This window comes from Microbispora sp. CA-135349 (assembly GCF_050947365.1).
In the GTDB taxonomy this organism is placed as follows: domain Bacteria; phylum Actinomycetota; class Actinomycetes; order Streptosporangiales; family Streptosporangiaceae; genus Microbispora.
This window is the reverse complement of sequence record NZ_CP192001.1, coordinates 878,054-891,897: the sequence shown is the minus strand read 5'-3', so window position 1 is coordinate 891,897 and position 13,844 is coordinate 878,054. Positions and strand designations below refer to the sequence as shown.

At 62.7% G+C, this 13,844-nt stretch carries 13 protein-coding genes; 8 read left to right on the top strand and 5 right to left on the bottom strand.

Annotated features, from left to right (window positions below; genetic code table 11):
- The first annotated feature begins 65 nt into the window (after positions 1 to 65).
- Both ACQPZZ_RS04450 and ACQPZZ_RS04445 read left to right on the top strand, forming a co-directional pair.
- Entirely contained in the window at positions 66 to 1,313 is a 1,248-nt protein-coding gene (locus tag ACQPZZ_RS04450) for an erythromycin esterase family protein (protein WP_432929199.1), read from the top strand.
- 382 nt (positions 1,314 to 1,695) lie between these two features.
- Entirely contained in the window at positions 1,696 to 2,085 is a 390-nt protein-coding gene (locus tag ACQPZZ_RS04445) for a hypothetical protein (RefSeq protein WP_432929197.1), read from the top strand.
- 30 nt (positions 2,086 to 2,115) lie between these two features.
- On the opposite strand, the gene ACQPZZ_RS04440 is transcribed toward ACQPZZ_RS04445, so the two are convergent.
- The gene (locus ACQPZZ_RS04440; protein ID WP_432929195.1) at positions 2,116 to 2,478 is read right to left on the bottom strand and encodes a hypothetical protein; all 363 of its coding nucleotides are present in this window, start codon (positions 2,476 to 2,478) and stop codon (positions 2,116 to 2,118) included.
- A 196-nt stretch (positions 2,479 to 2,674) separates the two neighbouring features.
- On the opposite strand from ACQPZZ_RS04440, the gene ACQPZZ_RS04435 reads away from it, so the two are divergent.
- Positions 2,675 to 3,520 carry a class I SAM-dependent methyltransferase gene (locus ACQPZZ_RS04435; RefSeq protein ID WP_432929194.1) on the top strand — a complete coding sequence of 282 codons (846 nt, stop codon included), beginning with the start codon at positions 2,675 to 2,677 and terminating at the stop codon, positions 3,518 to 3,520.
- Positions 3,521 to 3,676: 156 nt separating this feature from the next.
- On the opposite strand, the gene ACQPZZ_RS04430 is transcribed toward ACQPZZ_RS04435, so the two are convergent.
- Positions 3,677 to 4,231, bottom strand: a complete 555-nt coding sequence (locus tag ACQPZZ_RS04430; RefSeq protein ID WP_432929192.1) for a hypothetical protein — start codon at positions 4,229 to 4,231, stop codon at positions 3,677 to 3,679.
- A gap of 798 nt (positions 4,232 to 5,029) precedes the next feature.
- On the bottom strand, positions 5,030 to 5,383 hold the full coding sequence (locus ACQPZZ_RS04425; protein WP_432929190.1) for a nucleoside triphosphate pyrophosphohydrolase: 354 nt from the start codon (positions 5,381 to 5,383) through the stop codon (positions 5,030 to 5,032).
- A 30-nt stretch (positions 5,384 to 5,413) separates the two neighbouring features.
- Here ACQPZZ_RS04425 and ACQPZZ_RS04420 point away from each other — a divergent pair, with 30 nt between their 5' ends.
- On the top strand, positions 5,414 to 6,430 hold the full coding sequence (locus ACQPZZ_RS04420) for an HNH endonuclease (protein WP_432929188.1): 1,017 nt from the start codon (positions 5,414 to 5,416) through the stop codon (positions 6,428 to 6,430).
- Between the two features lie 349 nt (positions 6,431 to 6,779).
- Here ACQPZZ_RS04420 and ACQPZZ_RS04415 read toward each other — a convergent pair whose 3' ends face one another.
- Complete coding sequence (locus ACQPZZ_RS04415; RefSeq protein WP_432929186.1) at positions 6,780 to 7,037, bottom strand: hypothetical protein; 258 nt, start codon at positions 7,035 to 7,037, stop codon at positions 6,780 to 6,782.
- Between the two features lie 1,026 nt (positions 7,038 to 8,063).
- Between ACQPZZ_RS04415 and ACQPZZ_RS04410 the strand changes: the two genes are divergently transcribed.
- The 4 genes from ACQPZZ_RS04410 (at position 8,064) to ACQPZZ_RS04395 (ending at position 12,423) form a co-directional block, all read left to right on the top strand.
- Positions 8,064 to 8,996: a hypothetical protein gene (locus ACQPZZ_RS04410; protein ID WP_432929184.1), complete on the top strand. Its 933-nt coding sequence runs from the start codon at positions 8,064 to 8,066 to the stop codon at positions 8,994 to 8,996.
- Between the two features lie 52 nt (positions 8,997 to 9,048).
- Positions 9,049 to 9,504, top strand: coding sequence for a DUF488 domain-containing protein (locus ACQPZZ_RS04405; protein ID WP_432929182.1), 456 nt, complete (start codon positions 9,049 to 9,051; stop codon positions 9,502 to 9,504).
- A 902-nt stretch (positions 9,505 to 10,406) separates the two neighbouring features.
- Positions 10,407 to 11,129, top strand: coding sequence for a GIY-YIG nuclease family protein (locus ACQPZZ_RS04400; RefSeq protein WP_432929180.1), 723 nt, complete (start codon positions 10,407 to 10,409; stop codon positions 11,127 to 11,129).
- 193 nt (positions 11,130 to 11,322) lie between these two features.
- The gene (locus ACQPZZ_RS04395) at positions 11,323 to 12,423 is read left to right on the top strand and encodes a GTP pyrophosphokinase (RefSeq protein WP_432929178.1); all 1,101 of its coding nucleotides are present in this window, start codon (positions 11,323 to 11,325) and stop codon (positions 12,421 to 12,423) included.
- A 1,006-nt stretch (positions 12,424 to 13,429) separates the two neighbouring features.
- On the opposite strand, the gene ACQPZZ_RS04390 is transcribed toward ACQPZZ_RS04395, so the two are convergent.
- Positions 13,430 to 13,816, bottom strand: coding sequence for a hypothetical protein (locus ACQPZZ_RS04390; protein WP_432929176.1), 387 nt, complete (start codon positions 13,814 to 13,816; stop codon positions 13,430 to 13,432).
- Positions 13,817 to 13,844: the final 28 nt, after the last annotated feature.

Sequence of the window (13,844 nt, the reverse complement as noted above, 5' to 3'; positions counted from 1 at the left end):
ACGTCACGCCCTGCTCTCGCCCCGTACGAGGTTGATCGTTGTAGCCTCCTCGGTGACTGCCGACCGTGAGGAGCACCGTGCCCGGCAAGGCGACCGAGGACGAGGTGGCGGAATGGCTGAAGTCGCGGGCGATACCGCTGAGCGGTCTGAGACCGGGCACCGGAATCTCCGACCTGGCGCCGCTCCGCGTCGCACTGGACGGGGTGCGGGTGGTGGGGATCGGCGAGGCCACACATGGCAGCCGGGAGTTCTTCCTGGTCAGGCACCGGTTGCTGGAGTTCCTGGTCGAGGAGCTGGGCTTCACGACGATCGCGGTCGAGGCCAGCGCCTCGGCCTCCCCGGCAGTGGACGACTACGTGCGGGGCGGCTCCGGCGATCCGGTCGAGGCGCTCGCCGGTCTGGGCTTCTGGACGCTGTACACGGCGGAGATGCTGGCCGTCGTCCGGTGGCTGCGCGACCACAACCGGACCGCCTCACGGAAGATACGGTTCGTGGGGATCGACCCGCAGTATCCGGCCGCGTCGCTGGATGCCCTGCGTACCTACCTCGGCGATGAGGCTCCGGGCCTGCTCGGCCCCCTGGCTCCCCTCGCCGGCAAGCGCCTGGGGGTCGGCCCACCGCTCGCCCGGCGGATCGAAGCCGACGCCCGCCGCGTGGAGGACCGCCTGACCGGCCGTGCCGCCGGCTCCGAACGGGATGAGGCGCTGGCGCATGCGCGGATCGTGCGGCAGAGCGCCGATCTCGCGAGCCGGCCGTTCCGGCATCCAGACCCCGCCGAGACCGTGAGCGTCGCCCGCGACCGCTATCTCGCCGACAACCTCGACCTGCTCCTGGCCGACCCGAACGCCAAGGTCGCTCTCTTGGCGCACAACGGCCACATCATGAAGGGCAGCCACAGCGGCGGGTCGGTGCCAACCATGGGCAGGCACCTCACACAGCGCCATGGGGAGGCGTACTACGCACTCGGCGTGCTCTTCGGCGAGGGCGAGTTCCGGGCCCGGCAACCGCGATTCGGAAAGGTGAACCCGGCCAGGCCTCCGGTCACCTTCCGCGTCCCACTCGTGCGGAATTCGATGATCGTGGAGGCTCACCTGGCCACCGCCCATCCGGGCAACCATCTGATCGACCTGCGGGGCGAACCACGGCCCGAGGCCGTGGCGCGGTGGCTCGGTGAACCCCTCCGGATGCGCAGCTACGGCGGCGCGGTGGCGAGGCGCTTCACCTACAAACTCAGCTACATGCCCACGGTGCTCGCCGAGCACTTCGACGGCATCGCCTTCGTGCCCAGGACCACCGCCTCCACCCCTTTGTAGAGCTGGACTGTCAACTGTGCGGCTGCTGACCGTACCCAGGGGGAGGCCCATAAGGCGGCTGCTGACCGTACCCAGGGGGAGGCCCGTAAGGCGGCTGCACCGGGCTGCCGTATCCGGGGTTCTGCATCATCTGCGCACGCTGCGCGCTGAGCCGCTCATGCTTGAGCGCCAACCGAACCGCCCCGTAGATGATGAAGAACAGAACAACCAACGAGACGATCGTTATGACCAATGACGCAGCGCTGGCCATTATCAAAGCGCCCTCCTGCCCTCGAATGTCACCCTCCCATGAGTATTGGGCACCCGTCGAGCCCGCGGCCCGGTCGGCCTCGACGCCGGGGCAGGCACCGCGGCTGTCCGGAGCACGAGAAGGAGCGGGGCGATGATCCGATCCAGGACTGACGCACGTGCCCAGCGCAGGAAAGGGACAGGGATTGGTTTCTGGATTCCCGTTCTGGTGAACCTCGCCCTCGGCGTGCCCGCGAGCGCGCCGCTCTACCTGGCGTGGTGGCTGCTGACTCAATACCTGCCGATGGACTGCAGGAGCGCGGAAGACTTCGGCAAAACCGGTCTCGTCAACTGCAACTACACAATTCTCGATCACTCGTCCGTCGTAATGCTCCTCCTGGTGGTGACGGGCGTCTTCACCGTGGCATTGGTGGTTGCGATCGACGTGATTCTGCCGCTTCGGCGCGGACGAAGGCCGATGGCATGGCTTGCCGCGGCTGCGCTCATCCCCGTCCCGTTCGCGGTGTGCATGGCACTGGCCTGACGGCAACCGGCTGCCCGGCATCTGGAGTGGTCAACTCAACGTAGGACACTGCTTGCCGAGGCTGGACAGCTCACCCGCGAAGGCCTTCGCGTGCTTCAGCTCGTCTTTCCCGGTGTCGTTGAGCACGCTGGCCGCCTCGGTGTCGCCGGCCGAGCCCTGTTCGGCTCCCGGTACGCGGCTGGTGCCGAAGGAGAGCGCCGACCTGCTCGATAAGGCGGTGAGCGCCGGCCTGGTGACCGTCGGCTCACTGGCGCTGGTGTTTTCGCCCGCCGCAGCTTCGGCCGCTCCCGGAAACTCCCGGGCCGCGAAGGTGTCCGCCGTTCTCGGCCGTCGCTGAGGAGACGCACCAACGGCCGGCGGAGCCTGCTCGCGGCCGACGCGGGCCTGCGTCACGCCCTCCTGGAGGAGGGGTCCCGTCCCGTGGAGCTGCCCGAAAGGGCGGCTTCGCCACACGACGTCACGTAGGAATGAGTTGAACGTGATGAATCGAACGGCGACAAGACCTGAAGGACTCGAACCTGGCTGACTGCGGCGTCGCCGATGAGTACGTATCTATCGACGGCATCACCAACGCGTGGGGAGAATTGGCATGCCTGACGGATGGGAGTGGGACAGCACCCTGTTTCAGGGGTCCGCGGCCTACTACGAGCGCGGCCGGCTGCCGTACGCTCCGGGATTCGCCGAAACCCTGGCTGCGATGCTCGGCCTGGATGGTCGGGGCCGGCTTCTCGACGTCGGCTGCGGGCCGGGCACCGTGACTCTCCCTCTGGCGCGGTTCTTCAGCGAGGCGGTCGGCATCGACCCAGACGAGGACATGCTGGCCGAGGCCGAGCGACAGGCCAAGCGTCGCGGGGTGACCAACGCGCGGTGGGTGGCTGCCCGCGCCGAGGACCTGCCGGCCGGTCTGGGCACGTTCCGGGTCGTGGTGTTCGCCCAGTCCTTCCACTGGACCGATCGAGATCGCGTCGCCGCGACCGTGCTGGACATGCTGGAGCCGGGAGGCGCCTTCGTCCACATGAGCGACCTCAAGGATTCCCCCGCCGAGCCCGCGCCGCTGCCGCTGCCCGCTCCCCCGTACGCGCAGATCAGCGATTTGGTGCGTCGGTATCTGGGGCCGATACGCCGGGCGGGACAGGGAACGCTCGTCAACGGCACGCCGGATCGTGAGGACCTCGTCCTGGCGCGGGCGGGGTTCGAGAACTTCAAACGACATGTCGTGGCGGCCGGAGCGGTGACCGATCGCACCGCGGACGACATCGTGGCGTGGGTGTTCTCCCGATCCGACTCCGCCCCTCACCTGTTCGGGGACAGGCTGGAGGACTTCGAACGGGACCTGCGGGCGGCGCTGCAACAGGCGTCACCCAGCGACCGCTTCGCGGAGCGTCTCGCGGCGACCGAGATCATGGTTTGGAACAAGCCGCTTGGTGAGCGATGACGACACCGCCGCATCGCCGTCCAGCTGACCGCCGTTCCTCAGCGCGCGGGCAGTCCTCACGCCGTCGTCATCACGAACTTCTGAATCGACTACGCACGAGGCGCGTGGCAGCGAGCTTTCCGAGGGATACCGTCATCACCACTTACCGGCGAAGCCTCAATAGGCGATATCGCGTTCGATCTCCGAGAACATGGAGACCAATATCTTGTTGCTTCGACCCCAGTCGTACGCCTGGCCGGGTATATGGATGCCCACCTCCAGGTAAGTCCTGTTGGCATCTCCCGCGACGGCGGCGCTGATAGTCCCTTTCCAGGACAGCCAGCTGGACGGAAGGTGAGCCTTTATCGCGCAGCCGGACGAGTCCTGCAGGGCTTGGTTTACGGAATATCCTCCTCGGGCCAGCGCGCACAGTAAGGCGACGATAACCTGACCAATTGGGCGCTGGTAGGAGGCCCGCCGGCTCTTTTGGACCTTGACCCCCATGGCACCATACAGCTGCGCCAAGACAGAGCCGGCCTGAAACATCGTGCCGAGCAAGGGCATGCCCGTGGCCGCTCCGATCGAGCCGCCGACCACTGCTAGGAATTTTTCCGCGGAAATTTGCTTCTGTGCGCCTTGGGCCGCCTGCTGAATGAGGAAGCTCACGTACGGGTAACTCATCAGATGACTCAGCCGGTGTTCCGTCTTCCAGCCGTCAGGGTCGTCACTCACGAGCCACCCTCTGCCTTTTCTGTACAGCAATCTGTTTCCTGCGCGCCAGGGTGAAACACTGCCGTCGCCACTGTCAACGACGCTCGAATTTGGGATGCCCGTATCTGTTTTCGCCGTGAGGCGCTACGCAACTCAAACGCGTCTTGCCGATGCGCTGACGAGGGTTGATCTGGTCTGCATGACCAAGGCATGCGGTATGCCAAGGCGGCGGCTTCACCTCCCCCAGAAGCAGCGGCGCCGCGAGGAGGTACGGCTGCAAGCAGCCGAGATGTCCGAACGCGGCAGTAGCCCAGGCGTTGCGGGTCACTCAGCGGTCGGTAGAGCGGTGGCGGCGCGCATGGCGGGAGGGCGGCACGGGCGCCGGCCTCAGCGGGCCCGCACAGGCTTCGCCCCTGACCTACGCGGGCACACGCGCCCGGGCCGACGACTCATGTCCCTGTTCGCCTGCATGTACTACGCCGCGCTTTGCCGCAGATCGGTGGACCGGCGGCAGACGGCCGCTCAGGGTGGCGTACTGCTGCACAGGCCGGGAAAGCAGAAGAGGCCCCGGAGGGCCTCTGAGCTGCTGTTCTGCTGGTGGCAGGTCCAGGGTTCGAACCTGGGTAGGCTGAGCCGACGGTTTTACAGAGCTCTGTCTACCGAGCTATCACATAATGCTTGACCTGCTCGAATACTCCGAAAACGACGAAGTGAGTGGTCACGGCGACGCGTATACGACGCATGCCCTTCGCTGGGGCCGACACCCCTGCGCTGGCGAGCCCTGACGCCTTGGATGCGAGATGGGAGCAACGGGCGCGACTAGTGAGGGGCGTTAGCCAATGGAGTCACCTCGTCTAGCCACAGGCGGCGGCTGAATCCGCCCCGCTCGGCCCGCTTGTGGCGTGCCGCCTCCTGGACCTGCTCGTCAGAGAATCCGAGTGTTTCGGTCAGGGCCGCCAGCACCTCGTAGATATCGGCTAGTTCCCCCAGGCGATCGCCGGGACCTGCCTGGCGCAGCTCTTCGGCCTCTTCCGCGAGCTTGGCCGTCAGCGCGGGGACCAGCTCCGACTCACCAAGGACGCGTACCCTGGCCGTCCGGCCGTCGGCCCCGATGATCTCTGGTATCCGGTCACGGACCATCTTGCCGTAGATGATCGTCTGTTCCTGGGTCACAATGTCGCCCTCCTGGCCCATACTGCCCGTGTGGATTACCGACGCGGCGTGGTCACCGGTGAGAGCGTATGGCGCGCCATCGTGTTGTACGGCGCCAACTCGGCCACCTACAAGTTCGCCTTCGGCGCGACACTGCTGGAGGTTGCCGCCACCGGCCGCGACCGCGTCACGCTCGAGGAGCTAGCGCCGCGGTACGCGGAACTGATCTGTCACGCCCTGCAGCGCCAACCCCGACAGGGCACCGCCGCCCGCAGCAGGTTCTTGGACGCCTGCCGCGCGTTCAACGCCGGCGAACTCGACCGTGACGGCCTGCACCGGCGAACCGTCCAGCTCGGCTTCACCAACGTCATCGACGCCTTCCCCCAGATTGGTGGCGCCCTAGCACCGGTGCGCTACTACGAAGACCAGCGCAAGAACTCCGCCACCCCGGGCCTCGTGTTGCGCGATGAACTCCTCGACCTGGCCCGATCGGTACACGCCCAAGACCTCGACGCCGAAACCGCTGCCCGTTGGCGGCTCGTGGAGACGGCGTGGGCGACCGGTATATCCGACGCCATCCTGACCCCCGCGTTGGTCTACGACCCAAATACCCAGCACCTGGTCCTGCAGACCAAGCAGCGCCGCAAGAGCGTCACCGGCGTCGTCGCCGCCCTCAACGGATACCAGGACGGCCGCTGCGCCTACTGCAACCAGCTCATGGCGCAGGGCACCGCAACCAGGCCCATCGTCGAGCACGTCCTGCCCTACAAGCTGCTCACCCGCCGGTGGAACGGCCCCGACGTCGACGCCATCTGGAACCTGGTCCTGTCCTGCAAGCCCTGCAACGACGCGAAACGGGACCACGCACCCCACGAAACGTGGATGCCCTGGCTCGAACGGCGCAACAACGACCTCATCGAATCGCGTCATCCGCTCCGCGACGTACTCATGGCGCAGACCGGCGACACTGTGGCCGCCCGGCACGCCACCCTCAAGCGCGCTTACCAAAGGGCGACAGAACAACTGCCGGTCGTGTGGACACCACCCGCAGGCGCCCACATCGCATAAAACTCCTGCCCACCGAGGCTGTAGCCGTACCGACCGGTTGCGGCGGCGAACAGCCCGCAGGTAGCGGTAACCCTGAGCAGCGAAAAGGCCCGTCAGATGGATCACCTGACGGGCCTTCGTCGTGGTGGAGCTATGGGGATTTGAACCCCAGACCCCTTCGATGCGAAGCCAATTCCCCGGTGACGTGAGCTGGATGAAAACACCACCTGAGCTGTCGAGACTGTTCATCGCCGTTCGCGAGAGTTCGCGGCCGTTCGTGGCGGTCGTCACTCAGTTGGTCACGCATCTTCACCTGACTCGGACCGGAGGGTGAGGCGGCCCCGCTGATGCGAGACCGCCTTCGCCGTCGTCACTGCCGCCGGCGGAACCGAAGGATCCGGTCGAACATCTCGGCCGCTGCCTGCCGGCGCTCCGGCTGGCCCGACCAAACAGCCGGGAGAACAACGAAGACGAACACGGCGGCACTGATCACGAAGAACCAGAGCTTCGCGTCGGTCCAGATGTTGATCACGAGGTCGATGACCTGCGGGATCAGTGCGGCGTACGAGCCGATACCAGGCACGGCGACTTCGCCAGCCGCGACCAAACTCGCTACGATGGTCAGCAAGTATGACCCCTTTCGGGTTGTACTTTGTGGTGAAGGGCGGCCTCCCGTGCCCGCGGGAGGCCGTCGCCGTTTCCGGCGACAGGCCGATGGCCGCTGCGGCGGACCCCGTTGATCAACCGCTAAGCCGTAGCCTAGCGCGCCCCAGAGCGCTCGTGCGACACGGAAGGCTCGGGGTAGATCCTTTTTCATCCGGCGCCAAGTTCGCGCGTCAGCGGGCTTTACAGGGCCGCACAGAGGGTGCTAGAACGCCTGCGCGCGGGAGAGTAGCACCGCTCGTGCCGATCTGGACACCCCATCAACCCGGTGGCGCCTGTCGCGCCTGGCCGCCCCTTTTGCAAGACCAAGCGCTACGCCCCACCAAGGTCCTAGCTACGCGGGAATGGCATTAATTATCTCAGAAGCAATGGGTATTGTGGCGCATGGACGAGATATTTGCACGCATAAAGCTGCATCCATAATGAGACTCGAGACAGGCGCTCAATGATTGCAAGTCCGAACATTTTCACCCGTCACAGAGCAGACAAATGCAATGCGAGTTACTTCATTCGTAGCGGCAATTCGGAAGGTGAGCCCGAAACCCGACCTGGCCTCGATGGGACATGAAGAACCGCCACCGGCTTGAGCATATACCGCCATTTTTGGGTGAGAGTAAGCCATGAACTACCGGCAAGTTTTCCCAGAACTACCTGCGGGTTTGCGAACAACTATTAGGCGATCTCTTTCTAACGGTTCGGAATCAACCTCTTGCTTCGAGGTTCACGTATGTGGTATTCGCGCGTGCGCGCGCACGTTAGGTAGATAGGTGGGACAGCTCGGGAGGTGAGATGTGGCAACCACGATGTAGCCGCGTCCATGTCGACGAACTTGCGGGACGTTGCGCTGTTGTGCTACGCGCGCGCGTGCGCGTAGATATAGCGGACAAGCTGCTTGGGACCGGGGCCTCGCGTAGCGAGTTGACCTGTTACTCGGGCTAGGTAGAGGTCCAACTCGCTCGCTGCTGTCCCTGCTGAGGCGTACGGTGGCTCCGTGATCAGCAGCAGATGGGACACCGCTCTTGGTGCCTCGCTCACCCGCGACGAGCGTATGGCACGGTACGGCGGGGCGAAGTATGGCGGGATAGAGCCGTCCAGCAGTACCGCCAACACCTTCATCTACTCGGACCCTGCACGCGGCGAAGCCTTCGGCTACAACTTCGACGGATGGAACGAAGACGGCACAGTCTTCCTCTACACGGGTGAGGGCCGCTTAGGTGATCAGGTCTGGAGTGCGGGCAATCGCGCCATCCTCGAACACCAGGCTAAGGGGCATGACCTGCGGGTATTCGTAGCTGATGGTGTGGTCCCAGGGACCGCGAAGAAGACCCATCGCTACATCGGATGCTTTGAGCTCGACCGCGAGAGTCCCTACTTCCTTGAAGAGGCGCCCGACGAGGCCGGGGAACTGCGGACAGTCTTCGTCTTCAGGCTTCGCCCGTCGGGGGATGCCTTCCAGCGGGACGTGGACCGTAGCGCCGTAGGAGATGCCAGCGAGGAGACGCAAGCGAAGCTGATCTCCACGGAGAGTCACAACTCTCCTACCTTCGCAAGCCGCGGATCGTCACCCACAACCGCAGAGCGGCGGGAGGCTGAGCTTTGCGCCAGGTACATCAAGTTCCTAGGTAGACCGTTGCAGCGCTGGAGCATCCTGCCGGCCGGCGAAACCCGACCTCTGCTTACAGACCTCTACGATGAGCAAGAGAACGAGCTGTATGAGGCTAAGGGAACGGCAACTCGAGATGCGATCCGACGGGGCATCGGTCAACTTCTCGACTACCGACGCCACATCGAACCCACGCCTAAGATCACTCTGTTGCTGCCCCATCGCCCTAGTGCCGACCTTTTCGACCTGTTGCAAGAGCTCGGTATCTCTTGCGTCTATGAGGATGTGACTCGAGGCTTCCGTCGAGCGCCTGCGGGATGAGGTGTGGAGGTTTGCAAGCGGGCCAAAGCATCTGCATGAAAGGGTATGCACTATGAGCATGGGTGAACGCGGCGGCGTCGTCGGTCTCGGATACGAAGGACTTGATCTCGACGGGTTCGTTCGAGGTGTAGTCGAGATGGGCTTGGAGACTCTAGTAGACGTTCGACTGAACCCGATCTCGCGTAAACCTGGTTTCAGTAAGAGGCGCTTGGCGGAAGCGTTGGCCGGGTGTGGGATTAGTTACGTACACTTCCCGCAGCTTGGTAACCCGAAGTGGAATCGAGCTGGGTTCGGTGCCGAAGGAAGAGAGCTTGCTGAGGCGATGGCTTCATACGCGGAGGAGATCAGCTCACCGGAGGCAGGTGAAGCTATCGACGGCATCGTGATAATGGCACAAAAGGGCCTAACGGGTGTCCTGTGTTTCGAGGCCAGCGAACACAGGTGCCATCGGCAAGTGGTACTCGACCAGGTAAACTCTCGACTAGATCTCCTCGCAGCTCCGCACTAACGGCGAGGATAGAAGACCCCTAGAATGCTGAACACGTGCTGCCTCTTTGCCTGATTGCCAACAAACAAGATGGTATCGCGGTTCGCGGCGCAGATCTCCTCTAGCCAGCGCTCCCGTAGCTTCCGCTGCGCGGTAGCATCGTCGTCTCCTCTGAGATGTCGCTGATGAGCAACGAATTCCCAGTCCAGCAATCCCTGGCGATGCCCTCTACAGGATTGAGCGTGGCATCGGTAGCGATACCAAGCTCGGAAACGGGGGGCTTCGAGAGCTGTGCGCGGTCCGCTCTCAAAGAGAGCGTCTTGCCGAACGTAAGCGTCTATTTTTGTTTGTTCCTCCTTGGTCCATCCAGGGTGCAACTCAATATCTAACCCGTCGATCCGACGAGGTCGGATTGCTGCTAGCGACCGCGCTGGCGGGGTAGCCCGGACCGCGTTAAGTAGGTCGCACATCGACTCTTCGATGTGGTCAGAAATCCATGGTAGTCGTTTTTGCCAACCGTCGAGATGACCGACCGTTCGCAAGGTTGGCATAATCGGGCGCCAACTTTCATGTCGGGGATCGGCGCTGGCGGGTCTTGCCTCCAGGGTTACTATGTCGTACTTGCGAAATGTGTTTGGATCTTCGAGGGCTCGGAAGTTGATGGGGTATAGCCGTACCCATTGATTCTTCTCCGGATCCAGTCGCAGCGCCGCAACGCAGACCGTTTCGCCATAAGTCTGTGACGGGTTCGGCGCCGCTTTGACAACGATCAAGAGCTTCATACGTACCGGTCGGTTTCCCGCCGGTTTGTGACTCACAGCGTCCGGATCTGGCGCAAAGAGAGATTGCTGCGTCATGGGCATGGCTCCCTCTCGCGCCGGCGCAGGTCGGCGCAGTATGGACCGTTGCATGGGACTCTAACTATGCATAACGCAAAGATCGATCGATGTCACCAGTCGAGATGTGAAGGGGTGCGGCCGCGCTCTGCTCTGCGACTCCGGTGGATCTCGTCCAAAGAGGCCATCCCCTGCCCCAACATGCCGCGCGTGGGCCCGTCATTGTGTTCTAGTCTCTCCACCAGTGACCAGGTAGGAGATGCGATGGACGCTGCTGAGCTCCTAGAACCCGACAAGTTGTGGCGTGCAAACGATTCGCTGAGCCGGCCTAGCCCGATTCCTGCCGCCCCTGGCGTCTACGGGTGGCACTTCGACCGGTCGCCTGACCCACAGTTGCCCGCCGGCCGTCTTCTCTACGTCGGCATCGCTCCACGTCGAATGGCGAACCGATCAAGCAGGCAAAACCTGCGCACCCGGATCCGCTACCACTACCGCGGGAACGCTGAGGGTTCCACTTTGCGGCTTACCTTGGGCTGCCTACTTGGGCTCGAGCTCCGCCGCGTGGGCAGTGGGAAGCGTCTGACCTTCGGGCAAGCTGGAGAGCGCGAGCTGACAGCGTGGATGGCCGAGTACGCCCAAGTGTGCTGGTTCGAACATCCCGAGCCCTGGATCGCCGAGTCTGCACTGATCGCCCAACTGGACCTTCCACTGAACCTCGACCAAAACCGACGCCACCGCTTCCATGAGTGCCTGAGTGATCTGCGAGCCACCGCACGGTCACGTGCCCGAGCCCTTCCCATCCTCGCTTGAAAGGGGTGCGGGACCTCCCATGTTTGTAAGTAGACAATCTCCCAGGTGAATGGCGTTCAGAAAGGCAAGGGCCCGTGCTGGTCGCATAGCTGGAGCCCCTCCCCGACTTATAGCGACCCTCGCAGCTTCGTTCCGGGTACGGATTCGAGGAGCGTATGGCATCTTACCCATGTGAGCTGCTAGAGTTGTCAACGTGTCTTCTTTTGAGTCAATTAGCCCCCGAAGCCGTTATTATGAATTAGTTGAGAAGCTGAATCCACTCGGCCCCATCGTGGTATCACTACTGCAAGCGCTGGCGCTCGCGAGGAACATCTCAGTGCACTCCATAACATATCGAATAAAAGAAGAGGTGAGCGCACGAAAGAAGCTATCAAATGGAAGAGAGAAGTATGCGGGAGTAGATGATCTGACCGACCTTCTGGGCGTTCGGATCATTACTTACTTCCCAAATGAAGTTGATGCAATAGCGAAGATAATCGAAGATGAGTTTCGCATCGATAGGGAGAATTCGGTAGACAAGCGCAAATTACTTGACCCGGACCGCTTCGGCTATCTCTCGCTCCACTACATAGCAATGCTTAACGAGGACCGCTGCAAACTTATCGAATATCAACCGTTTGCCGATCTAAAATTTGAAGTGCAAATCCGATCCATTCTGCAGCATGCTTGGGCAGAGATAGAGCACGACCTGGGATACAAGAGTCAACATGGCACACCAGCCGAAGTGCGCAGGAGATTCTCCCGGCTTGCCGGACTCCTTGAACTCGCAGATGCGGAATTTCAAGCCATTAATCAAGAACTCCGGGACTACGAAGTTGCAGTAGTTGCTGGCATAGATAGCAATCCAGAAGCGTTCAACCTGGATCAAGCTACGATCAGCGATCTCATACGGCGCAATCCCATTGTGGCTGAGCTCGATAAAAGGATCGCCCGTACCTTCGGGGAACCTATCTCAATGGACGACGAAGACACCGAGGCCGATAAGTATGTAGCACCCTTGCTACGCCTTGGACTATTGAAAGTGGACGAAGTAACGAGGACCTTAGAAGAACGAAGTGATTTTATAGCTCGCTTCGTAGATGCATGGTTGCAACGCCCCTCTAGCACTAGAGGTGAGGATAAGAATACGATATCGATCCTCCCCGCTGGCATATCCTTGTTCTACCTCTGTTATGTCCTTGCCTGCGAAGCAAGCGATCCAATAGCGATGAGCACTCTTAGAGATCTCCGCTTCACCGACAGCGTGAGACTTCTCGGAGAGTTGCGGGCGATTTACGCTGAAGTGCAATTGTGAGGGTTGCATTTATCGCCGCTCTGTCAATCGCTGGTGAGGTAGCACATGGTGCAGATAAAAGGAGCGAGGAGCATCAACTACTGCTTACGGTGGTCACTGTAACCTGATCTTCCCGTCTGCCTTCGACCCCGCCGCGGAGGGGCAGCGGGCCGGCGACGGAGGGTCAAGCCCGGCTTCCGGTGTACATGTTCCCGGTGAGCTTCCTCGCGCGCTGGTTGCCCTGCATGCACAGCCGGGCTTGACCTGGAGGAGTCGGCCTGCTGGGCTCTGCCCGGGTCGATGGCGGGCGGGGAGATCAGGGCTTCACCTCAGCCCTCTACGGGCCTCCTGCTCGCAGAGTCGATCATCCCGGAGCCTGAGCGCCCCCGGGGTTTGGGGCGGAGCCCCAAGGTCGTTCACTGTCTCCTTCGCCTGCTACTTCTTCCGTCTTCCCCACCATTTGTCGCCAGCGTCGCCCCTGGTCTCCGGGCTTCCTCGGCTTGTTGGGCTGCCTGCTCGTGGTCTTCGTGCACTTCCCCCAGTTCCCACCAGTTCTAGGGCGGGCTCTCCAAGGGCACCAGCGTCTAATCCGCCATCACACCGCTGCGCCGCTTGCCGGCGCGGTGCGCGCCTGCCTCGACGGCGGGTCGGCCCGAAGAGGCCGCACGCCCGCCGGAGAAGGCGAGGCGCGCGGCCCAGTGGATCGCTATGTGGTTCGCGTGCAGTTCTGGAAGTGCGGGCCGTGACTGGCTTCTCGGGCTGCGTTGTGCCTCTTTCCCCTCCTCGCCCCTTCATCAGGTGCTGTCAGGGGCCGGCAAGCGTCGCCCACCTCCGCGGCTTCCCCCAGTGTCGATCTCACTTCCCGGCGGTGTCCTCCTCTGGACACCGCCTATCTCTGGATCGTCCATCGCGAACCCTCTTGAGACTCCCCTTCCCTTCCCCGTTCCCTCCTCGGTCTTGCGGGGCTGTCCCGCCGAAGGCGGCTTGATGGCGTAGGGAAACCTGTAACAGGGCAGCCGTAGAGGGGCTACCTATCTGCACGACGTTGCGGTTGACCGCGTTGGGCATGGAACTCATCAAGGAGTGCGAAGAACATCTCGATCGCTGGCGTACCGGACTCCTCGGCTGCCCGTTCGATCTCCACCGCCCAGCCCAGAGCGCTGGGATACGACAGGTTCAGCCTCTTCCATAGCCACTCAGCGAAAGGCCCGCCGTTCCAGAAGTCAAACGGCTCATCGATACCATGGACTTCCAAGGCGAGAGCGTATCCGAACAGTATGGAGTCCAGGTCCTGCAAAGAACTGCGGCGGACCCACATGCCTGGTCTAAGCCGCACCTCTTCTAGGAACTCGTAGACGTCTTGCAGCTCGCTCGGCTTTCGAGGGGCCCGCCCGCTTCTTGCCGTCTCCGCCATGGGCGCAGCTTACTTGGAAGAGCGAACG

Excerpts from the sequence above, each read along its gene's own strand:
- ACQPZZ_RS04400 (WP_432929180.1), top strand. The coding sequence starts at position 10,407 with ATGCATAACGCAAAGATCGATCGATGTCACCAGTCGAGATGTGAAGGG.
- ACQPZZ_RS04405 (WP_432929182.1), top strand. The coding sequence starts at position 9,049 with ATGAGCATGGGTGAACGCGGCGGCGTCGTCGGTCTCGGATACGAAGGA.
- ACQPZZ_RS04445 (WP_432929197.1), top strand. The coding sequence starts at position 1,696 with ATGATCCGATCCAGGACTGACGCACGTGCCCAGCGCAGGAAAGGGACA.
- ACQPZZ_RS04390 (WP_432929176.1), bottom strand. The coding sequence starts at position 13,816 with ATGGCGGAGACGGCAAGAAGCGGGCGGGCCCCTCGAAAGCCGAGCGAG.
- ACQPZZ_RS04435 (WP_432929194.1), top strand. The coding sequence starts at position 2,675 with ATGCCTGACGGATGGGAGTGGGACAGCACCCTGTTTCAGGGGTCCGCG.